Annotated in this window: 20 protein-coding genes; 14 read left to right on the top strand and 6 right to left on the bottom strand. The window is 60.1% G+C overall.

From position 1 onward, the window contains the following. A partial coding sequence (locus GX181_09065) for a DNA topoisomerase IV subunit B (protein ID NLM72090.1) occupies positions 1 to 640 on the top strand: 640 nt, incomplete at its 5' end. Between the two features lie 462 nt (positions 641 to 1,102). Here the strand turns inward: GX181_09065 and GX181_09060 are convergent. Next, on the bottom strand, positions 1,103 to 3,235 hold the full coding sequence (locus tag GX181_09060) for a HAMP domain-containing protein (GenBank protein NLM72089.1): 2,133 nt from the start codon (positions 3,233 to 3,235) through the stop codon (positions 1,103 to 1,105). A 247-nt stretch (positions 3,236 to 3,482) separates the two neighbouring features. Between GX181_09060 and GX181_09055 the strand changes: the two genes are divergently transcribed. The 9 genes from GX181_09055 (at position 3,483) to GX181_09015 (ending at position 12,057) form a co-directional block, all read left to right on the top strand. Next, entirely contained in the window at positions 3,483 to 4,025 is a 543-nt protein-coding gene (locus tag GX181_09055; GenBank protein ID NLM72088.1) for a nucleoside deaminase, read from the top strand. A gap of 50 nt (positions 4,026 to 4,075) precedes the next feature. After that, a complete protein-coding gene (locus GX181_09050) occupies positions 4,076 to 4,903 on the top strand; it encodes a HesA/MoeB/ThiF family protein (GenBank protein NLM72087.1) in 828 nt (275 codons plus the stop codon). 91 nt (positions 4,904 to 4,994) lie between these two features. Beyond that, positions 4,995 to 5,162 (top strand): hypothetical protein, encoded by a 168-nt coding sequence (locus GX181_09045; protein NLM72086.1) that lies wholly within the window; start codon positions 4,995 to 4,997, stop codon positions 5,160 to 5,162. A gap of 117 nt (positions 5,163 to 5,279) precedes the next feature. Then, positions 5,280 to 6,179: a peptidylprolyl isomerase gene (locus GX181_09040; GenBank protein ID NLM72085.1), complete on the top strand. Its 900-nt coding sequence runs from the start codon at positions 5,280 to 5,282 to the stop codon at positions 6,177 to 6,179. A gap of 234 nt (positions 6,180 to 6,413) precedes the next feature. Next, positions 6,414 to 6,932 carry a hypothetical protein gene (locus GX181_09035; protein ID NLM72084.1) on the top strand — a complete coding sequence of 173 codons (519 nt, stop codon included), beginning with the start codon at positions 6,414 to 6,416 and terminating at the stop codon, positions 6,930 to 6,932. A 36-nt stretch (positions 6,933 to 6,968) separates the two neighbouring features. Further along, on the top strand, positions 6,969 to 9,566 hold the full coding sequence (locus tag GX181_09030) for a PAS domain S-box protein (protein ID NLM72083.1): 2,598 nt from the start codon (positions 6,969 to 6,971) through the stop codon (positions 9,564 to 9,566). Positions 9,567 to 9,587: 21 nt separating this feature from the next. Beyond that, positions 9,588 to 10,226, top strand: coding sequence for a deoxynucleoside kinase (locus tag GX181_09025; GenBank protein NLM72082.1), 639 nt, complete (start codon positions 9,588 to 9,590; stop codon positions 10,224 to 10,226). Positions 10,227 to 10,251: 25 nt separating this feature from the next. Beyond that, on the top strand, positions 10,252 to 10,617 hold the full coding sequence (locus GX181_09020) for a hypothetical protein (GenBank protein NLM72081.1): 366 nt from the start codon (positions 10,252 to 10,254) through the stop codon (positions 10,615 to 10,617). 63 nt (positions 10,618 to 10,680) lie between these two features. Continuing rightward, positions 10,681 to 12,057 carry an FAD-binding protein gene (locus tag GX181_09015; GenBank protein NLM72080.1) on the top strand — a complete coding sequence of 459 codons (1,377 nt, stop codon included), beginning with the start codon at positions 10,681 to 10,683 and terminating at the stop codon, positions 12,055 to 12,057. Between the two features lie 63 nt (positions 12,058 to 12,120). Here the strand turns inward: GX181_09015 and GX181_09010 are convergent, their stop codons facing one another. From GX181_09010 to GX181_08990, 5 genes are all read right to left on the bottom strand, one after another. Then, entirely contained in the window at positions 12,121 to 12,915 is a 795-nt protein-coding gene (locus GX181_09010; GenBank protein ID NLM72079.1) for a hypothetical protein, read from the bottom strand. An 11-nt stretch (positions 12,916 to 12,926) separates the two neighbouring features. After that, the gene (locus tag GX181_09005; GenBank protein NLM72078.1) at positions 12,927 to 13,682 is read right to left on the bottom strand and encodes a hypothetical protein; all 756 of its coding nucleotides are present in this window, start codon (positions 13,680 to 13,682) and stop codon (positions 12,927 to 12,929) included. A 138-nt stretch (positions 13,683 to 13,820) separates the two neighbouring features. Next, a complete protein-coding gene (locus GX181_09000) occupies positions 13,821 to 15,119 on the bottom strand; it encodes a TRAP transporter large permease (GenBank protein ID NLM72077.1) in 1,299 nt (432 codons plus the stop codon). Next, the gene (locus GX181_08995; protein NLM72076.1) at positions 15,116 to 15,592 is read right to left on the bottom strand and encodes a TRAP transporter small permease; all 477 of its coding nucleotides are present in this window, start codon (positions 15,590 to 15,592) and stop codon (positions 15,116 to 15,118) included. Before GX181_08995 ends, GX181_09000 begins: the two co-directional genes overlap by 4 nt. A 22-nt stretch (positions 15,593 to 15,614) precedes the next feature. After that, entirely contained in the window at positions 15,615 to 16,616 is a 1,002-nt protein-coding gene (locus GX181_08990) for a TRAP transporter substrate-binding protein (protein ID NLM72075.1), read from the bottom strand. 174 nt (positions 16,617 to 16,790) lie between these two features. Here GX181_08990 and GX181_08985 point away from each other — a divergent pair, with 174 nt between their 5' ends. From GX181_08985 to GX181_08970, 4 genes are all read left to right on the top strand, one after another. Beyond that, positions 16,791 to 17,882, top strand: a complete 1,092-nt coding sequence (locus GX181_08985; GenBank protein ID NLM72074.1) for a PAS domain S-box protein — start codon at positions 16,791 to 16,793, stop codon at positions 17,880 to 17,882. Further along, positions 17,882 to 18,526, top strand: a complete 645-nt coding sequence (locus GX181_08980) for a response regulator transcription factor (GenBank protein NLM72073.1) — start codon at positions 17,882 to 17,884, stop codon at positions 18,524 to 18,526. Before GX181_08985 ends, GX181_08980 begins: the two co-directional genes overlap by 1 nt. A gap of 136 nt (positions 18,527 to 18,662) precedes the next feature. Beyond that, a complete protein-coding gene (locus GX181_08975; protein ID NLM72072.1) occupies positions 18,663 to 20,705 on the top strand; it encodes a urocanate hydratase in 2,043 nt (680 codons plus the stop codon). Further along, the coding region (locus tag GX181_08970) for a 2-enoate reductase (GenBank protein NLM72071.1) at positions 20,702 to 21,724 on the top strand (1,023 nt) is incomplete at its 3' end. The genes GX181_08975 and GX181_08970, both read left to right, overlap by 4 nt.

The raw sequence follows: 21,724 nt of genomic DNA, 5'->3' as shown, positions 1-21,724 counted from the left end.
GCTGTTCATAGTGGAGGGCGACAGCGCGGGCGGCAGCGCGAAACAGGGACGCGACAGGAAATTCCAAGCGATACTACCCCTGCGCGGCAAGATTCTAAACGTCGAGAAGGCGAGGCTGGACAGGGTACTGGCCAACGCGGAGGTGGGCAGCATAGTCAAGGCCCTCGGGTGCGGAGTGGGGCCGGAGTTCGACGTGTCTCGGCTTCGCTACGGAAAGATAATAATAATGACCGACGCCGACGTCGACGGCGCCCACATAAGGACCCTGCTGCTGACCCTCTTCTACCGCCTGCTGCCGGAGCTGGTGGTCGAGGGGCGGGTCTACGCCGCCCAGCCACCACTTTATCGCGCCGCCAGGGGCAAGACGGTAAAATGGCTCTACAGCGAATCCGAGCTTGCCGAGCTGCCTGGAAAAGGCGGCAAGTACTCCATACAGCGATACAAGGGACTCGGCGAAATGTCCCCCGAGCAGCTATGGGAGACCACGATGAACCCGGAGAAGAGGACCATGCGCAGGATAACCATAGCTGACTGCGCGGCCGAGTCGGGCGAGATGCTGGACATACTGATGGGCGATTCAGTCGGGCCCAGGAGGGACTTTATAATAGCCCACGCAGCAGAGGCGGAGGTGGACGCGTAGCTGGAGAAGGGCGAGATCCCTCGCTCCGCTCGGGATGACATAAGCAGGCGACCGAACGGGCGCTTTTTCCGTTAGTGTCGATCGCTTATGCGGCATGCTTCTGGCCGCGAAGCAGGCGACCGAACGGGCGCTTTTTCCGTTAGTGTCGATCGCTTATCCCGAGGAGCGTCAGCGACGTAAGCAGGCGACAGGCGAAGCGAAGCAAGCCTTCCGGTAGTTGCGTGCCGGAGGCTTCGCACTGTCGTTCGCTATCCCGAGGCCTTAAGGCCGAGGGGAGGGGTTCCTACAGTCGGGACGACAGGGTGGCGCCGTTTCGTTCGGGATGATATTCGAGGTGTCATCCCGAACGGCGCGAAGCGCCGGAGGGATCTAGCTGTATCAAAGTAGCAAATACGAGATCCCTCACTGCGTTCGGGATGACATAAGCGGCTGCGTCCGGGATGTCACAACAGGCTTCGCTTATTATCCTGCCGGGACGATGGAGCTCTCTTGCTCCTCGTCCATGTCCACCTTGAAGCGATCGGTCATACTCCGCAGCTCCTCGGATGTCTCGCTGACCTCCTGGGAGCTGGTGGCGACGTTCTCCATCGCGGCGGCTGTCTCCTCCATGGACGCGGCGAGGCTCTGCACGTGCTCGTCCGTGAGCTCCATTACGCTCGAAGTCGAGTCCACCAGCGAGATTATCAGCTCCGACTTGGCGACCTCCTCGTCGGTCGTGGTGATGATCTTTTGCAGATCGGCCATGGAGCTCTCGATGGCCTTCTCAATACGTCCGAGGGCCGTCCCCGCAACGTGCGCGATGGTGACTCCCTCCTCGACTCCCTCTCGGCTCTTTTCCATGGAGGCCACGGCCGAGCGGGTCCCCTCCAGTATCTTCGCTACTAGGTCGGCGACCTCGCGGGCGCCCTGCTGGGACTGTTCGGCCAGCTTGCGAACCTCCTCGGCGACAACCGCGAAGCCACGTCCCGCCTCGCCCGCTCGTGCCGCCTCTATCGCCGCGTTCAGGGCCAGAAGGTTGGTCTGGTCCGCCAGTCCGGTTATCGTGTCGCCGACCACTCCTATGCGCTGAGAGTAGGCGTCTAGCTGCTGCAGCAAATCGCCGGTCTCCATGACGGAGTCCTTGATGCTCTCAATGTGTTCTATCGTCTTCGCCACGGTCTCGCCGCCCTCGGAGGCCGCCTCCCCCATGTCCTTCGAGTTTTTATCCGCGTCCCTGGCAAGTGTCTGGGCTATCTGTATCAGGCTGCTCATCTCCAGCATGACCTTCGAGGCCTCCAGCGCGTTCTCACGCCCCTTCCGGGTATGCTCTGCGAGGCGTGCGTTGCTCTCGGCAACCTCGCTCGTCGTCGTGGTGACCTCCTCGGTCGACGCCGCCGTCTCCTCCGACAGGGCCGCCAGTTGGACGGATTTCTGCATGACGCTCCTGATGACCTCCCTCTGCGAGGCGACCATGTCCGCGAGAGCGTCCGCCATCAGCCCCAGCTCGTCCCTGTTCTTGATATCGAAATCCTTGCGGTCGAAGGTGAAGTCGCCGTCGCGGGCTACTGCGGCTAGCTCCGTGACCCTTCTTATGGGTCTGGTAAGGCTCCTTGTCATGACGAATGAGATCAACGAACCCAGGATTATCGCTGCTACGGTCGCTGCTACCATCATCACTATCGTCGCGTCGAGGCTCGATACAGTCCGGCCGGTGATGTCCGATGCGGCGTTCTCGGCGGCTTGGACCACCTGCTTCGACAGTTCGAGTATCTCGTTGCCCACCTCCACCCTTCTCTCGTTGATGGAGTCGAGCTCCTTCCAGCTGGAGATGGTCTTCATCATGTCCATCCTGTAGTTGGCCACCGATGTCTCTATCTCGTCTATCTGATCGAGGTTTTCCTTCCTTACGGAAGTGTTCCTGAGCATCGAAATCAGCTGGCTGACGTCGTTCAACTGAAGCACTGCCTTCTCGATGCTTGATATGTCGCGCTTTGCCTGTCCCGAGTGATTGGCTATCCCGACTTCGTTTATGATAGTGATGATTCTGCCGACAAGTTCTACCTTGTCGAAGCGGTCGGCAAGCCTAAAGCTGTCAAGGTCCATTATTATCTGATCTTTCATAGCGCTCTGCTGCGACTGCATATAGGCGTCGGCGTTCGCCGCAAACATCCTCGCGCTCTCGTCGGCGCCTGTCCTCGCAGTTTCGATCGTGTTGACCGCCCGCTCGGTGAGGTCGATCAGGTTGGAGTAAATATTCGCCAGCTCCTGCATCCTGTCGGTGTTCTCCTTCAGGGACTCCAGCTCGGGGAAGGCCTCGGCAAGGGAGACCGCTTTGCCCACGGCCTCGCTCACCGCCTCGGCCTCCTCCCTGCCCGATTCAAGGTACGACCTGTCGTAGGTGAAGTTGTATCCCCGGATCTCGTACATCATACTCTGCACGGTGTTCTGGATATCCCCCGCGACGATGAGCTCCGGGACGTGCTTGTCCGCCAATCCAAGAGCCTCCGTTCGCACGCTCCTCATGTTTGTCCAGCTGAACGCGCCCGCGCCCGCAAACAGCAGCAAAAGCACTGCAAATGCCGCTGTAAGTTTCGCTCCTATTCTCCAGTTCCTCAAGATGCAACAGCCTCCTTTTCGTCTGAAGCCCAGTGCTTCGGGGCAAAATAGTTTTTCCGGGCCCTTCGGTGCCCGGCGTCAATGGACCGGAATGTTAAATATATGTATATTTATCACAAAACCGTGCGCGGCGCAAACGGAAAGCTGCGGGGCGAATTCGCCCCTGTTTGCTGCTACAATATGAATAAGCAGAGGATCGAAGGGAGATGGTCTCGTGGAAAAGGAAGGCGCGGTACTGTTCAATCGAATGCTGGACGTGATCGAGGAGGACATAGTCCCCCTGACAGCCAGGGGAGTGAGCATAGGGTGCAAGGTCTTCGGGGCCGCGGTTCTCAGGAAGGACGACCTCTCGCTGGTGGTCGCGGGTACGAACCACGAGGCCTTCTCCCCGCTCTGGCACGGAGAGATCTATACTATCAAACTCTTCTACGAGCTACAGGGGCATCCCGACCCGTCGGAGTGTCTCTTCCTGTCGACCCACGAGCCGTGCTCCATGTGCATTTCGGCTCTGGCCTGGGCCGGCTTCGGGGAGATCTACTATTTCTTCGGCTACGAGCAGACACAGGACGACTTCAACATACCGCACGACCTGAGGATGCTTCGCGAGGTCTTCGGATGCGCGACCCCGTCGAGGGACAATATCTACTTCAAGAGCAGGTCCCTGCTGGAGCTGGCCGAGGGTCTCGAGGATCGGGAGGCGGCGAGGAGCAGGATCGAGCGGATAAAGAATACCTACGCGGATCTGTCGGCCGTCTACCAGGCCGGGGAGAAGAAGATGGTGCTGAAGTGAAGTGACGGCCTGTTGCACAGCTGAATTCGAAGGTGCGGGAGGTGTGCGTTTTGAGCTGGTTTGATTCTCTTCCTCTGAAGGCTGATCGACAGGGGGCGTGGTTGGTCGTGTCCGCGCTTGAGGTTCGCGAGGCCGCTGAAAGAGAGGGGCTGACGCCCCTTCAAGCCGAGATCCGCTGCCTTCAGAACGGTTACGTCCCCTCCAGGTACGTGAGGAACATGGGGACGATCGGCATCGACGGGCAGATAATCCTGCTCTCATCGGCCGTGGCCGTTATCGGTTGCGGCGGGCTTGGGGGCCTGGTTGCGGATCTGCTGGCGCGAGCGGGCGTCGGGAGGCTGGTGTTCGTCGACGGGGACGTGTTCGAGGAGACCAACCTCAATCGCCAGCTGCTGGCGACCGAGTCCAACCTCGGGGCCTCGAAGTCCAGGACGGCTGCCCAGCATGCGGTCGAGGTGAACGGCGCCATAGAGGCCGAGGGACGTCAGTGCATGTTCGACGAGTTCACAGCGGACAGCATCCTCGAGAGGTGCGATCTTGTCATGGACTGTCTGGACAGTTTGGGGGCAAGACGCCTCCTCTTCTCCGAATGCGGGATCAGGAATATACCGGTGGTCTCGGGTGCGATAGGGGGCTTCTGGGGGCAGGTCGGCGTCGTCATGCCCGGAGAGCGGAACCTTGGGGAGTACCTGTCGGGCGAGTCCGACAGGGGGATCGAAGAGGAGACGGGGAATCCGCCGTTCACGGCCGCGGCTGTCGCAGCGCTTGAGTGCGCGCAGGCCGTTAAGCTGCTTGCCGGTCGAGGAAAGACGCTCAACGACAGGCTATTGTGGATGGATCTCTCCGAGGATGAGTTCACCCTGCTGCGCCTTCGCTGAAGGAGCGGGCAGTGAATGCCGCGCCGGAAGAGGGTCGCCTCCGGCTCGGTTCGTCGGGATTTTGCGGCCGTGGCGCAAGGGGGTGTTGATCATGAGCTCTTTTCAGTCGATGGCACCGTATATTTTGTACGGGTGTTCGCTGATCCTGGTTCCGCTCGGGATCAATCGCTTTCGTTCGGGCAGCCCGTTCAAGGGCCTGTGCGACCTTCTCGGGGCGGGTGTGATAGCGGTGATCGCCTGGGGGATGGGAAACCCGTAGCAGTTGCGAATATGCCGCATGTCCTTAAGATGCCGTGGCGGTCACAGGCATATTTGTGGTAGAATCTCCACGTTTTGTCCCGACTTAGTGCGGTATATTCCATAGGGAGGTAGTTTGATGAAACGCTTTTGTTTGGTGTGCGCGTCGCTCTGTCTGATGCTCCTGGTCGCGTCCGTCGCTTTTGCTTCGGAGTCGGACAAGAGTCCCGCCGAGGACTCTCTGCCTGACCCGGATGCGGTGCTTGCTACCGTGGAGGGCAGCGAGATAAGGCTGAAGGATGTAAATGGCGTCATCTCCAGGCTGGATCCTCAGAGGGCGGCCATGTACGACAACGAGATGGGCAGGCGGGCGATCCTCGAGGAGCTTGTCAACGTCGAGCTTTTCGCCCTTCTGGGCGATGAGCTTGAGGTGGAGAAGGACCCGGAGTTCATCGACATGATGAGCAGGATCCGCAAGGACATAGTCCGCCAGTTCGCCGTGGACGCCATAATCAAGGACGTCTCCGTGTCCGACGAGGAGGTTGCGGCGGAGTACGAAGAGAAGAAGGACAATTTCAAGATTCCGGTGTCGGTCCGCGCCAGCCACATCCTTGTGGAGGACGAGGAGGCGATGGAGAAAGTCCTGAAGGACCTCGACGGGGGGATGTCGTTCGACGAGGCAGCCAGGAAGCATTCGACCTGCCCTTCGAAGGAGCAGGGGGGAGACCTCGGCTTCTTCGTCGAGGGTCAGATGGTGAAGGAGTTCTCCGACGCCGCCTTCGCCATGAAAGTGGGCGAGGTCACGAAAGAGCCAGTCAAGACCCAGTTCGGCCTTCACCTGATCAAGCTCGTGGAGAGAAAAGAGGAGTCGATCCGTCCTTTCGACGAGGTCAAGGCTCAGCTGGCCGACTCCATGCTGAACGATAAGCAGTCCGAGGCATATCAGGGCGAGCTTAAGCGACTCCGCGAGAAGTACGAGGTAGTCGTGATCGAGGACGAAAAGAAGGAAGATGAATCCGGGGAAGAGGAAAAGAACTAAAGCCTCGGATAAGCAATCATAGCAGCATGGGCGCGAGCCAAGGAATCGCATATTGCGGTTCCCGACGCTCGCGCCATTGACTGTTGCCAGAGAGCCATCATCCCGACGACAGTTACCGCCATCCCGTAGATTGCGGTTTTGCTCTCTCTTCGTTTATTATAGTGGCATGTCCATAACGCGACATAATAGGGGGGGATCTTCTGTGTCGGGATTCTTCCGAGGAGAAGCTGAATAATGGATTTGTTGGGACTGTTTTTGCTCTTTTGCGCGCGCATTGTGGACGTGAGCTGCGGAACGGTGAGAATTCTCTTCCTGGTCCGGGGCAGGAGGGCGCTGGCCGCCTTGATCGGGTTTTTCGAGGTGATGATATACCTCACGGCCTTGGGGCGAATCATCGGCGGAGGGCGGGAGCTTACGTTAATTCAGATGCTGGTCTACTGCGCGGGCTTCTCCACGGGGAACTACGTAGGCTCCCTGTTAGAGGAGAAGCTGATGAACGCGTACTCTTTCCTCGAACTGATAATGGAGAGGAACGAGGAGACCAACAGGATGATAGACGCCATACGCGCCGACGGCTTCGGCGCAACGGTCCTGTACGGCAGGGGACGCGACGGAGTCAGGACGATAGTGAAGGTGATCTGCCGCAGGAAGGATATTCCTGTGATCGTCGCTCATACGAAGAACAAGGGATTCATCTGCATCACGGACGTGAAGGGCTGCTCGGGCGGCCAGTTTCGCATGATGAAGAAGTAGGCGTGTGGTTCTCCCCTTGAACGAGGAAGGGAAGGGATGGAAGGTATGCTGGACGGTTCTCAAGGCGTTGCCGAGACTGGCCGGGCGGAGAGCGGGACCACCATGGGCGGTTCTTGTTCCGAGGGCTACTGCGACAGGACGCTCCGCCTCGAGAAGGAGCTGACGCGCTGGAAGCGCGAGGAGTCGGCTCTCCGCGATCTGGAGAGGCGATACTTGGCTATTCTGGACAGCCCCCTTCTGATATTTATGGTTCTATTCAAGGGCAGGGTCCTCTTCATGAACAGAAGGGGGGAGGAGTTCTTCGGTTTCTCCCTCCGAGAGCGTCCCCGGTTCAAGCTTACCGACTACGTCGCCCCGGGGTTCGTCACCTCTGTGGACGAGGTATTCTCCCCCGACGAGGGAGAGGCCCCGTCGACAAGACGCCTGGCCTTTCCGATCCACTCGGAGGATGGCCGGGAGCGTTTGATCGAGTGCGCTTTCGTCCCCGGCTTCTACCAGGGGATGGCCGTGCACTTCACCACGGGACACGAGCTCGTTCCGCCTCGGAAGGAGGCGACGGAGGATAGCTTCGCCGACCTTCTTCTCCGCGAGAGGGAGGACCTGCTGTTATGCGGGATGGACGGGGAGGGAGCAGTCGTCCTGATGACGGAGGGGTTTAGAAAAGAGTCCTCGACCATATGGGGAGTCGCCGCGTCCGAGGGCGAAAGGCTGCCCGGGCTGCGGCAGTCCATGAGCCCCTCCGACCCGTTTCGCCTTGCGTTCGACAGGGCTTGCGCAGGCGAACCCGCCACCACCAGCATCGAGGCGGGGGAAGCTCTTTACCGTTGTGCTTTCACGCCGGTCTACACTAGGAACGGCGAGTTCAAAGGGGTCTCCCTGCTCCTCTCGGACACGGGAGAGCAGTGCCGCCTTGAGAGAGAGCTATATAACGAGGCGCGGAGTTTTGATCGTCTCTTCTCGTCCTCCTCGGACATGATGCTCGTGACGAAGATAGTGGATGGACGGGCGTTGCGATGTTCATCCTCTCTACTCTCCTGGACTGGCTTCCCGGAGGACGAGTTACCGGCGCTTACTGACATGGATTTGGGCATCTTCGCTGACCAGGGGCACAGGGACGATCTCGTCGAGGCGATTCGAGGCGGCAACCGCATGGATACCTTCGAGGCGGAAATAAGGATGGCTTCGGGAGACGTAGCACGGGCGAGCGTGCTCGTATCCACCATCACTACCGGAGGGGCCGAGAGTCTGCTGTACGTCCTGCACGAGATACCAGAGGAGCCGGAGACGCCGGAAGCCGAGGAGGACGCGGAGAGGTTTGAGATCCCGGAGGTGCCCGAGGAGAGGGCGGCGGTTGCGACATCGGATCCATCCGACGCCGGCTTTTTCGGGTCTCTTTTCTCGGAGAGCGAGGACGCTCTTCTATGTGCCCTGGATGCGGACGGTGCCGTTGTCTTCATGACCAAGGGCTTTGAGTTCGCCTCCACAGCCCTGTGGGGCGGGCATCCCGGCCCGGGGGAGTCCTTTGTCGATATGTTGCCGGACGATGTCCAGGGGGAGCTCTTCCGCACCGCCCTTGACAGGGCTGGAAGGGGCGAAGCGACTCGGGTGGGGCAGGAGTCCGGCGAACTCTACCTGTTTTTCTCGGTAGCCCCCCTTCACGGTGACGATGGAAGAGTGTCCGGCTTTACTATCGTGGCGGCCGACAGGACCTCCCATCGGGAACTGGAGAGGGAGCGCCGCGCGGAGGAGGAAAAGTTTCGCCGGCTGTTCATGTCGTCGTCGGAGATGATGATGATCTCGCTTGAGGACGGAAGGGTGCTTCAGTGCAATAAGGCCTTCCTCAAGAAGCTCGGCCGCGCCGACTCCATGGTTGCGGGAAGAGCCCCGGAGGACCTGGGGTTGGTCATGGACGCGGAATCAAAACGCTCCCTTCTGCGCCGACTGGATGAGGAGGGTGCGATTCGCGACGGGAGGATTCTTCTCCGCTCCTCCAAAGGCGAGTCGATTCCTGTCTCGTTCTCGGTCGATAGGATAGTCTCCGAGGGACGCCCCTGCCTTCTATACATCTTCAGCACGATGAGCAGGGAGATACCGCCCGAGCTCCACGCGCCTCCGGACGTGGAGGGCCTCAGGGAACCCGCGATCGGCGCTGAACCCGAACAGGAGACCGGCGTGCCGGAAAGGCTCGGTTTCGAGCGGTTGCTGAACGCGGAGATCGACCTCACAAGGCGTTATAAAAGAAATATGTCGCTGATCCTGATCTATCTCGACGGCATTGAAGGAGTTACGGCCGATCTTGGAACGGAGGCGAAGGAGGCTCTGCTGAACGAATTCGCCGCCTCGGTCAAGGGCAGGATAAGGATCACCGACTACCTGGGCCGGTGGAGGGCCGATTCGCTTGCCGTGTTGACTCAGATGAGCGGCCCCCTGGCATTCCAGGAGGCGGAGGGCATCCGCGAGCTTGTGGCAGGCATGAGACTCCTCAAGGACGGAAGGATGACCGCCAGCATCGGCGTGGCCGAGTTCCGCAGGACCATGAAGGTGGAGGAGTTCACTGGACGGGCCGAGAAAGCTCTGGAGGATGCAAAAAAAGCCGGGGGCGACAGGACGATCCTGGCGCCGTTCGTCCCATGACGCCGGCATAGGAGGAAGATTATGGGGAGAGTGCAGATTATCGTCGAGGGTATGACCGCCAGCGGCAAGTCGACCGTGGTAAACCTTCTATCCAAGAGGCTCGGCCTTCGCGTAATGCCCGAGGACTTTCGCGATCAGTACGACCTGTTGCGCCGCTTTCACTCCGAGAGACGGTGGGCGTTTCCGATGCAGTTGAACTTCCTGGTGAACAGGTTCGCACAGTATCTCTGCGCGTCCGAATCGGATGAGTACATACTCGACCGCAGTGTCTTCGGGGACAAGATATACGCGACCCTGTACTACAAGCTCGGGTACTTCCGAGACAGCCAGTTCGGGACCTATCTGATGCTGTACGACTCCCTGTTGAAACACCTGACGATGCCAAGGTTGATAGTTGTGCTCTCCTGTCCCTTCAAGGAGATACTGCGCCGCATACACGAGAGAGGGAGACAGGACGAGATCGATGCGGGGGAGGAGTACTGGCGCTCCCTGTACGACGCATACTCCTCTTTTCTTGACTTCGTCCGTTCGGAGATCGACCTTTCGTCCTCGGCCTGCATGACGTTTGATCTGGGCGACCCGGCGTTCATTCACACCCCCGATAGAGTGGACAGATTCGTCGAGGATGTCAGAAACGCGTTGAAAGGACAGATGCCGTAGAACGGACCGCAAGGGAGTGATGCTCATGGCGCTTAGAGTGTGCGAGTATTGCGGCAAGGCGTGGATCAGTGGGGAAGAGGAGCAGGATATACCGATCTGTCCACCGTGCGAGGAGGAGCTTAACGGCATATACAAACTGATATGGAGCTACCTGAGGGATGCCGCCTCCGAGTCCGGCAGGAGCAGGAAGGTCTCCGCCCAGGCTTTGTCCGAGGAGATTGGCATAGACATCAGGGCCATAGAGCTTCTCGTGAAGATGGGAAGAATTCAGACCGATACCTCGATCGACGATAAGAGCGATGAAGAGAGGAAGAAGTACCTGGATGTCCTCTCGAAGGTCAGGATGGGGCTCAAGGGCGGGGCCGGAGACGGCGATAAAAGACAGAGATAGGTGAGTACGCGGCCTCGCGGAGAGGCGTGCGAGGCCGTGCCGGGGAAGGAGCGGGCATAATCCATGCACGACATAATCATAGTGGGCGCAGGGCCTGCGGGTATCTTTGCGGCCATGGAGTGCGTTCAGCGCGGGAAAAAGGTGCTGATAATCGACAAGGGGAAGCTGATACGCGACAGGAAGTGCCCGATAGTCGAGGGAGCAAGCAAGAGCTGCCTGAACTGTCCCTCCTGCAGCATAGTATCGGGATGGGGGGGCGCCGGGTCCGCCTCGGACGGGAAGCTGACTCTGACCACCGGGTTCGGCGGCAACCTGGAGGACAGCATAGGCGAGGAGGCCCTCGTTGAGATGATAAACCACGTGGACAGGGTCTTCGTCGACTACGGCGCGGACAATAACGTCTACGAGCCCTCCGGCGAGGTGATCCGAGATACGATCAGGAAGGCCTCGACCGTGGGAATAAAGATTCTGCCCGCGCGGATCCGCCACATAGGGACGGACGCGTCGCGGGTGGTACTCGGCAATATGTACGAGGCCCTCAAGGACAAGTGCGACATAATGATGGGCACGGAGGTCGAAGACCTGCTGATCGAGGACGGGATCGCGCGCGGAGTCGTGCTGGCCGACGGGACCGTCCTGAGGGGCGGGGCCGTCATCGTCTCGCCTGGAAGGGAGGGCTCCTCCTGGCTCGCGGGCGTGGTGGCCAAGCTGAACATTCCCATAGCATCAATGCCGGTGGACATCGGTGTCCGGGTTGAAGTCCCCGACAGCGTCTGCGAGGACATAACTCGGCATTTCTACGAGATCAAGTGCCTGTACAACACCCCGACATTCGACGACCGGTGCAGGACCTTCTGCATGAACCCGTCCGGCTTCGTGGTGTACGAGTACAACAAGGGGCACGACTTGGTCACAGTCAACGGGCACAGCCTTAAGAACGTGAAGTCAAGGAACACGAACTTCGCCATACTGGTGACGAAGAACTTCACCCAGCCCTTCAACGATCCCATCGGCTACGCCACACACGTGGCCAAGCTGGCCAATATGCTGGCCGGAGGGAGCATACTGGTCCAGAGGCTGGGGGACCTGAAGGACGGCAGACGCTCCACCCAGTCGCGGATCGACCGCGGGATGATCACGCCTACCGCTACCGCCCAGCCAGGTGACCTGAGCCTGGTGCTGCCGCACAGGTACCTTACCGACGTGGTGGAGTTCCTGGACGCTCTGAACGTGATAATGCCCGGCGTCAACCAGAACGATACCCTGCTGTACGGGGTGGAGATCAAGCTCTACTCGCTAAGGCTGGAGCTCGGAAAGAACCTGGAGGTCCCCGTGGTCCGCAGGCTCTTCATGGCGGGGGACGGCGCGGGGGTCAGCAGGGGGATAATACAGGCGGCCGCGAGCGGGGTGGTGGCCGCCCGAGGCGCGATGGAGCGGTAAAAACAAAGGCGGGGCGGGTCATGATCGACCGGCCCCGCCCGTCTTCTCTTGCGGGCTTCTTCTTCAGGAGCCCCTTGTGTAGCGGTAGACCAAGCCTTCGGTCTGCTTCGGGGGGGTGCGGGTGGAGAACAGGACCTTATCCTCGTCGATGTCCAGCACCGCGAGCACGACTGGAAAGGGAAGCTGCCCAATGTCAACCACGGGCTGGATCTTCGCGAGCTCCTTCCTGATAACGTCCGTCTGGTCATCGTGGTTTATCTTTATGGACGTGTCCTTGAGCCATATCTGCTTGCCCTGCCTTATCTCCAGCTTCGTGGTCACCTCGGCGAAGATGCCGAGCCCCCCGGAGCTGTAGTGCCCCTTGGCCTCCACCCTTCCGGGCTTGAGGTCCACGGTGATGCGGCGCCAGTCACCGCCGGCGTAGTTGACCAAGGTCTCGTTTATGTCCCTCTCGAGGGCAAGGAGTTCCATGTTGGTGCGGAGCGCGCTTCGCACCGTCAGCGAGTCCGGATCCCCTACGACCCACTCCGACGGCGGGTTCATCTCGAGGAACGACGACTCCACCGCGAACTTCTCCACCCTGAAGCCTCCCACGTTCGCTCCCTGCACGAGGATCGAGAGGTCGCGCACCGCTCCCGTGGCGTTGGGCAGCTCGTCCATCCTGACCTCCGCGTACTCCGGGTCTGTCAGGGAGACGACCATGGCCAAGAGCTTCGCACCGTTGTCCGTCGGGTCGATTGTCCCCCTGAACTCCCGGCCGGTCTGTCCGCGGCAGACTGCCGGGGATAGGAAAAAGGCCGCCGCGAGCACCAGGATGAAAAGCCTCCCTCGCGGAAGGGCGGAATTCATCAGTATCATGCTTCGACCGTCTAGCCGACCGCGTCCTCGAGCTCGTCGAGTCGGTCGTTGAGCCAGTCAAGGACGGTCTTTACAATGTGTATCGATCCTTCATCGTAGCGTCTCATCCAGAAGGAGTAGAGCCATGCCTCGATCGACGAGTCCCCCTCGGAGTAGTAGATGTCGTCGGTCTCGACGTGTACCGCCGCGTGATACTCCTTCTTCTTGTTCACCTTTGGGAAGCCGGCCAAGTGGAAGGTCTTTCCGCGGCTGAGCTGCGGGCCCCACCCGTCGTCCGTGTCAAGGATCAACTCGAACTTCTCCTCCCAGTCATCCACCGACATCACTGCGTCGTAATAGACGGGCAGCTCCCTGATCAGAGGCTCCAACTCCAGCGGGAGGATTATCTGGAAGACGATATAGTCGCCCAGGTTGAAGGGGGACCCGGCTATGTCGTGCGACCCGCTCTCCGCCGCCTCCATCAGCAGTCGCACGAGCTCGTAGCCCTTCCTGAAGGAGAAACCCTCCTCCTGGTAGGAGAGCTCGTTGAATATGCGTGCCAGGCGCAGCTTGGCCCGAAGCAGCCCCATGAACTTTTCGTCCTTGGTCGAGATGTCGACATTGTAGCTCTCGACCTCCATGTTGTCTCTGCTCAGATCCAGCTCCGCGGCGTCCTCTATCGCGTAGACCAGCACGTCCGCCAAGGAGCGCTCCTCCGCGACAGCGGCCGGGCTGATAAGCAGCACGGCAGCCGCCACGCAAATACAGACCGCAAAAAACTTCTTCATGACAGTTCACCGACCTTCTGAAAATGATTGACACTCAAGATAGACGGTAAGATTTTAACACAGACGTGGCCGTGCAACACAGGGAACGCCGGTACGAGCGACCGGCGTTCCCTGCAAAAGCCCTGCTCACGGGGTTCGTCAGTTGTACACCAGTTGCACCAGCCCCGTGCTGAGCGCGGGTATGTAGGTGAGAAGCATAAGGACTATCACCAGTGCCGCACAGAACGACCAGATATGCCTGGTTATCCTTTCGATGGAGACGCCGGAGATGGCCGAAGCGACGAAGAGGTTCGGCCCGTAAGGGGGTGTGACAAATCCTATCGCTAGGGCCACGGTCGAGATTATCCCGAAGTGCAGCGGGTCGACCCCGAAGCTGGTCACTATAGGAAGCAGTATCGGGACCAGTATTATGGCGGCGGACAGGTTGTCGATGAAACAGCCCACGACCAGGAAGATCACGTTTATCAGCAGCAGCGTGACGGCCCCGCTCTGCGAGAAGCCAAGTATCGTGGTGGTCATGTACTTCGGTACCCCGGCGATGGTCAAGAAGCGCGCGAACGCCATCGAAAGCCCGATCATGAACGTGACCGCCCCGTTCACAAGCATAGTCTCCAGAAAGGCGGAGTACAGCTTCTGCGCCGTTAGCTCCCTGTAGACGAACAGTCCGACGAAGAGAGAGTAGGCGACCGCCACCCCGGCGGCCTCGGTCGGGGTGAAGACCCCTCCGTAGATGCCTCCCAGTATTATCACCGGCACCATGATCGCCCAGAACGAGTCTTTTAACGAGGCCAGGAAGCTCTTCCTCGCCAGGTCCGACTCCGCGCTTGCGTATCCCTTTTTCCTGGATATCGCGTAGGCGACCGCCATGAGAGCGAAGCCAAGCAGCAGCCCGGGGACTATCCCCGCTATGAACATCTCCCCTATGGAAACGCCCGTCATGACGCCGTACACCACGAAGGAGATGCTGGGCGGGATGATGACGCCCAGGGAACCGGCCGACGCCGTGAGAGCGGCGGCGAATCCCTCGTCGTACTTCTTTTCTTTCATCTCCGGGATCATGAAGCTGCCGATGGCGGAGACAGTGGCCACCGACGATCCGGAAATCGCGCTGAAGAACATGCAGGCCATCACAGTCACCATCGCGAGCCCTCCGGTGGCTGCGCCGACGATGCTGTCAGCCAGCCTTACGAGTCTCTTGGAGATGCCTCCGTAGCTCATCAGGTTACCCGAGAGGATGAAGAGCGGCAGGGCCAGCAGGGGGAAGGAGTCGAGCGCTGTGAAGGCGTTTTGGCTTATGAATATCAAAGGGGTGTTGCTCATGAAGTACATCGTCACGGCGGTGGAAAAGCCCACCGAGATGCCGATCGGCACGCCGATCGTCATTGTTAAGGCGATCAGGGCCAATATTATCAGTATTATGACGCCTGTCCCGGTCATCTCGGTACCTCCGTCGTGCCTGTCAACTCGGCCTTAAGATGGGCGAGGAGCCTGATGAACATAAGCCCCGCGCCCACCGGCACAGCTGCATACGCCCAAGCCATCCTTATCTCGAGGATGGGCGAGATCTGCCTTCTCTTGATCAGGATCATGGTCAACTCCGTCCCTTTCCAGGTGAGAAACGCGCTGAAGGCGATCCAGATGATCAGCGCGATGAAGTCTGCTTTCCTTCGGACGGCGGGGGAGAGCTTCTGAGTGAAGGCCTCGATCCTCAGATGAGCGCGCTTCTTGGCCGCGTAGGCCGCGCCCAGCCATACCAACCACAGAAAGAGGAAGCGCGCGACCTCCTCGCTCCAGGTGAGCCCTGTGTGAAAGAAGTATCTCATGGTCACCTGCAGGCAGACGATGAAGACCAGCACCGCCAGCCCCGCGACAAGTATGTGTTCCTCCAGCCTGTCCAAAAATGACTTCATCGCGCTCTCCGCCCAACTCTCGCTACTTCAAAAGGGTCAGGATCTGCTCGTAGAGCTCCTGCCTTCCCTCTCGCTGCGCGTGCTTCTTCCTGACCTCCTCGGTCGCCTCGACGAAAAGCTCTCTCTGCTCCGGTGTGAGTTCGTTGATCTTCATGCCCTTCTCCTTGAGGTAGGCCAGGTTCGTTGCCTCCTGCTCGGAGTTTATCCGACCCTGCTCCTTGCAGAAGAGCTCGACTCCCTTTCTGACCACGTCCTGAAGGTCGTCGGGGAGGGAGTCCATGAAAGCCTCGCTTGCTATGATCGAGATGGTCGAGTAGGCCTCCCTTGTGAGGCTGAGGTAGTCCTGAACCTCCTCGAACTTCATGTTCTTGACCACGTTGACACTGTGTTCCTGGCCGTCGATGACCTTCTGCTGAAGGGCCGTGTAGACCTCGCCGAAAGCCATCGTTATCGGGCTGCACCCGAGCGCCATCGCAGTGTCGATGTAGACCGGGTTCTCCATGACGCGGATCTTAATGCCTTTTGCGTCCTCGGGCGTCGTGATCGGCCTTGCGCTGTTCGACAGGTTCATGAACCCGAGGTCCGCGTAGCCGAGCAGGTGAATCCCCTGCTCCCTGGCCTTGGCGGCCAACACGGAACCCACCGGGCCGTCGATGTCCACGACCTTGTAGACATCGTCGCGGGTGGAGAACAGGAAGGGGAGGTCGAGGAGTCCCAGCTCCGGAATGAACCCCGCGAGTATCGTGGTCGACGGGAAGGCCATCTCCAGCGAGCCGATCTGAACGGCCTCGCAGAGCTGGCGGTCGCCTCCGAGCTGGCTGTTCGGGTACAGCTCCACCTCGATCCTGCCGTCGGATTGCTCTTCGATGTAGGGCTTCAGGTACTCGACCGCGGCAATGTGGTGAGGGTAGCTCTCCGGGACCACGTGCCCCACCTTCATGGTGAACTCCGCGGCGAACGCTGCCCCGGCCGCGAACAGAACGCAGACGCAGACGACAATCGCTGTGAAAACCGACTTTTTCATCTTTTCTCCTCCTCGTTATCTCGTGATGAGGAAGCACCGGCATACTGAGCGGGGCTTCCTCGTACGCCACTAGGTTATCACCTTTCACTTGGGGGCTCCATCCTTTTTTGATACGAACGCGGCTTCCCGCCGATAGTATAATGATACTAACACAGAGGTGGGGTGATTATATCCATGAAGACGGGAGAACACGCTGGAAGCGGGCGAGAGCAGCTCGAACGCAAGGTCAGGTTCACCGAGAGGTTGCTGGAGATGCTGCCGGTTCCGGTCTTCTACGAGGACGTGAACGGGCGCTACCTCGGTTGCAGCAGGGCCTTCGCCGAGTTCATGGGCAAGGACGAGGAGGAGATACTGGGAAGGACCATCTTCGACATCGTGGACAAGGACAGGGCGGAGCAGCACTTCGAGAGGGACAGGAAGATGATGGCGGAGGGAAAGAACAGCCTGATGGAGGAGAGGCAGATGCTTCACAGCGACGGCACCTTCCACGACACGGCCTTCTACAAGGCTCTGATACACGAGGACGGGGAGGTGACGGGGCTGATCGGCGCCTTCTTCGACATCACGGACAGGAAGAGAGCGGAGGAGAGAGAGAGGGAGTATTTGGAGCGCCTGCGCAAGCTGACCTACGCCCTGTCCGTCACCCAGGAGAGGGAGAGAAGGCTCATCGCCTTGGAGATCCACGACTCGATAGGACAAAACCTGGCCCTGTCCAAGCTGAAACTGCGCATGCTCGGAGACTCGGTGGAGGGCGCGGAGGTGAAGGAGGGGATAGACAGGGTCGTGAACACGTTGGACGAGACGTTGAACCGAATACGGTCGCAGCTGTTCAACCTGGGGCTCCCCGTGCTGTACGAGTTCGGGCTCGAGCAGGCCATCCTCTGCCTCAAAGAGGAATTCTTCAAGAAGCACGGGCTTAAGATATCTTTCACAAGCGACCCGCTTCCGAAGGAGCTGGACGACAACCTGAAAGCCTTCATTTTCCGCTCCGCCCAGGAGTTGCTGATGAACGTGGTCAAGCACGCGGGGACTGACGAGGCTAGCGTCTGCCTGTCCGAGAAGAAGGGCCGGGTGCTGCTCGACGTGTCGGACAACGGCAGGGGGTTCGACCCGGACCTTCTGGACCGGGCCTGCCTGTCGGCGAACTCATACGGACTGTTCAGCCTCAGGACGATGGTCTCCCTCATGGGAGGGGTGATGGAGATTCGATCCAAGCCGAACGACGGCACCTGGATCGGCCTCTCCTTCCCCGTGGAGGTGGTCTAATGGACATACTTATTGCCGACGATCACCAGATACTGCGCGACGGGCTCAAGGCGCTTCTGTCGAGGCAGCCGGACATGAAAGTCGTGGGGGAGGCCGCTGACGGAGAGGAGGCGGTGCGGATGGCCCGGGAGCTTCGTCCCGACATCGTTGTCATGGATGTCATGATGCCCGTGATGAACGGCTTCGAGGCCACTGTCGCGATAAAGGCCTTCGACAGCTCGATCAATGTCGTCGCCCTCTCCATGTACGCGAACGCCGGCTTCGTCTACGAGATGTTCCGCGCCGGGGCCTCCGCCTTCCTGGTGAAGGACTGTGCATTCGAGGAGCTCGAGGACGCGGTGCGCATGGTCAGCTCCGGGGGGAAGTACATCGGAGACTGTCTGAAGAAAATACTGTCCGACATGTTCCTGATCTCTCTGTCCGGGAGCAGGCAGAAGCTGCTGGAGGAGGAGCTCTCCTCCAGGGAGATCGAGGTGCTCAGCCTGCTGGCGGAAGGGCTGACCAACAGGGAGACCGCCGACAGGCTGCACCTGAGCGTCAACACGGTCGCGTCGCACAGGCAGAACATAATGAAAAAGCTCGGGCTGAAGAACACGGTCGAGCTGACCAAGTACGCAATTCGCAAGGGGTACATCGGCCTGTAGAGGCCCGCGTCCGCATGCAATAGTCCTTTCATACTACTCGGTGCACCGTGCCTATCGTGGTTAATGAGGATGTTCAATTCGAGCTCTTTGGCATACATTCTATGGGCGAAGATTGAACGCACGGGAGGTCGAGAAGATGAACGCTGTTGATTCCATGGACCTGCGGGGGGCCATGAAGATACGACTTGATGACGAGCTTCCCCCTTATCCCTCATTCGTCGAGGGAGTGCGCCGCGCGCCGGGCAGAGGCTATAACCTCACACCGGACCAGTCGGAGACGGCGCTTAAAAACGCGCTGCGCTATGTGCCCGCTCATCTGCACGAGCAGCTCGCGCCGGAGTTCATGGAGGAGCTGATCACGTACGGCAGGATCTACGCCTACCGCTACAGGCCGGAGGGGCGCATTTGGGGCAGGAGCGTGGAGGAGTACAAGGGGAAGTGCCTTGAGGCGAGGGCGCTTCAAGTGATGATAGACAACAACCTGGACTTCGATGTCGCCCTCTATCCCTATGAACTGGTCACCTACGGAGAGTCCGGGCAGGTCTTCCAAAACTGGCTCCAGTACAGGCTGGTCATGAAGTACCTGCAGGCTCTGGAGCCGGACCAGACACTGGTAATCCACTCCGGGCATCCGCTCGGCATATTCAAATCCTTCCCTCGTTCGCCGAGGGTGATAACCACGAACGGGCTTATGGTAGGAGCTTACGACAACTACCGCGACTGGGAGACGGCCGCGGCGATGGGAGTCTCCAACTACGGGCAGATGACCGCCGGCGGTTGGTTCTTCATAGGCCCGCAGGGGATCATTCACGGCTGCTTCAACATGCTGCTTAACGCCGCCCGGAAGGCCGGCGTCGGCACCGGGGACGACCTGAGAGGCGTGCTCTACGTCACGGCCGGCATAGGCAGCATCAGCAGCGCCCAGGGGAAGGCCGCTCAGATAGCCAAGTGCGTCGCGATCATCGCCGAGGTCAACGACGCGATGATAGACCCGAGGCTGGAGCGCGGCTGGCTCGACTTCGCCTCGGACGACCTGGACCTCGTGACCGAGAAGGCCATGGCAGCCCTGCAGAAGAAAGAGGGGCTGGTTATCGCCTACAGGGGCAACACGGTCGACCTGCTTGAACATTTGGTGAGACACGACATAACGCCTCAGATCATCTCGGACCAGACCTCCTGCCACATCCCCTACAGCGGGGGCTACACCCCGCAGGGGCTATCCTACGACGAAGGCAGACGTCTGCTCTCCGAGGACCGAGCCGGCTTCAAGGCACTTGTCGACGAGAGCCTCGGGCGGCACTGGGAGTGCTTGAAAACCCTCACCGGCAGGGGCGCCTGGTTCCTGGAGTACGGCAACTCCATCATGGAGGCGATGTTCGACGCAGGCGTGAAGGAGCTGTCGCGCAACGGAAGGGACAAGAAGGACGGCTTCATCTTCCCCGACTTCATCGAGGCCATCACGGGCCCCGAGCTGTTCGACAGGGGGTACGGGCCCTTCAGGTGGGTCTGCCTCAGCGGCAGGGACGAGGACCTGGCCAGGACCGACGAGGCAGCGCTCGAGTGCATCGACCCGGAACGCTCACCGCAGGACCGCGACAACTACAACTGGATACGCCACGCGGGGGAGAACAACCTGGTCATAGGGACCAGGGCTAGGATGCTCTACCAGGACGCCCTGGGCAGGACGGCGATCTCCCTGAGGTTCAACAAACTTGTCCGCGAGGGAGAGACAGGCCCGATCATGATAGGACGCGACCACCACGACACGGGAGGGGCGGACTGCCCCACTCGCGAGACATCGAACGTGCGCGACGGCAGCAACGTGACTGCGGATATGTCGGCCCACTGCTTCGCAGGGGACGCAGCCCGCGGCATGACGTTCGTTTCTCTTCAAAACGGCGGAGGGGTGGGCATAGGAAGGAGCATCCACTGCGGCTTCGCCTTGGTACTGGACGGTAGCGAGCGGGTCGACGAGATCATCCGTAACGGAATCTCCTGGGACGTCATGGGAGGGGTGGCCAGGCGCTCGTGGGCGCGCAACGAGAACGCGATGAAAGTGGCGGCGGAGCACAATCTGTCCACGACGGACTGCATCACCCTGCCCTGGATGGCCGACGACGCGCTGATGAGAGAGACGGTCAAAACCTTCATGGCCAAGGCCGAGGAGGGTGCGCGATGAAGTACGAGGCGCTGTTCCGTCCCATGCGCATCGGCACTGTCGAGCTCAAGAACAGGATATCGATGGCGCCTATGGGCCTCAGCGGGCTGGTAACCTCCGAGGGTGGGTTCACCCCTCGCGGAGTGGAATACTTCGTAGAGAGGGCGAGGAACGACGTCGGGCTGCTGATAACCGGGTGTGCGAAGGTTGAGCAGCTCGTGGAGCCGTTCGTGATGCCGTCCCAGCCAGACCCGATGTACAACCCCGCTCACTTCATCCAGACGGCGATCGAGATGAACGAGCGGATACATGCGTACGGGAGCAAGATCTTCCTGCAGATGACCTTCGGCTTCGGGCGAGTGGTGCATCCAGGCACAGCGACGCGCCAGCCGGTCTCTCCGTCGCGGATCGGGAATTTCTGGGACGATTCGATCACATGCAGGGAGCTGGCCACGGAAGAGGTGGACTACTTGATCGAGCAGTTCGCCAAGGCCGCGCTGGTGGCGCGGGAGAGCGGCTTCGACGGGATCGAGGTCCACGCTGTGCACGAGGGCTACCTGCTGGACCAGTTCACTATGGAGCTGTTCAACCAGAGGACGGACAAGTACGGCGGCAGCTTCGAGAATCGCATGAGGGCGCCGGTCGACCTCCTCAAACGCACCAAGGAGGTGGCCGGGGCGGACTTTCCAGTCATGGTGCGGTTCGGTCTGAAGAGCTACATGAAGGCCTTTCACCAGGGGATCCTTCCGGGCGAAGAGGCCGTCGACATCGGCAGGGACGTCCCCGAGGGGATTGAGATCGCGCGGGTGCTGGAGGATGCCGGATACGACGCATTCAACGCCGACGGCGGAGTTTACGACTCCTGGTACTGGGCCCATCCGCCCATGTACATGCACGAGGGGTGCTACCTGCACCTGACGGAGAAGCTCAAGGAAGTGGTCAAGGTCCCGGTTATATCCGCCGGAAAGCTGGGCGACCCGGCCGTGGCGGAGAGGGCGATCATCGAGGGCAGGGCCGACGGAGTGTCGCTCGGAAGGCCG

The organism is Synergistaceae bacterium (assembly GCA_012521675.1).
GTDB lineage: Bacteria > Synergistota > Synergistia > Synergistales > Aminobacteriaceae > JAAYLU01.
The sequence above is the reverse complement of the archived record's forward strand: the minus strand, read 5'-3'. Positions and strand labels throughout refer to the sequence as shown.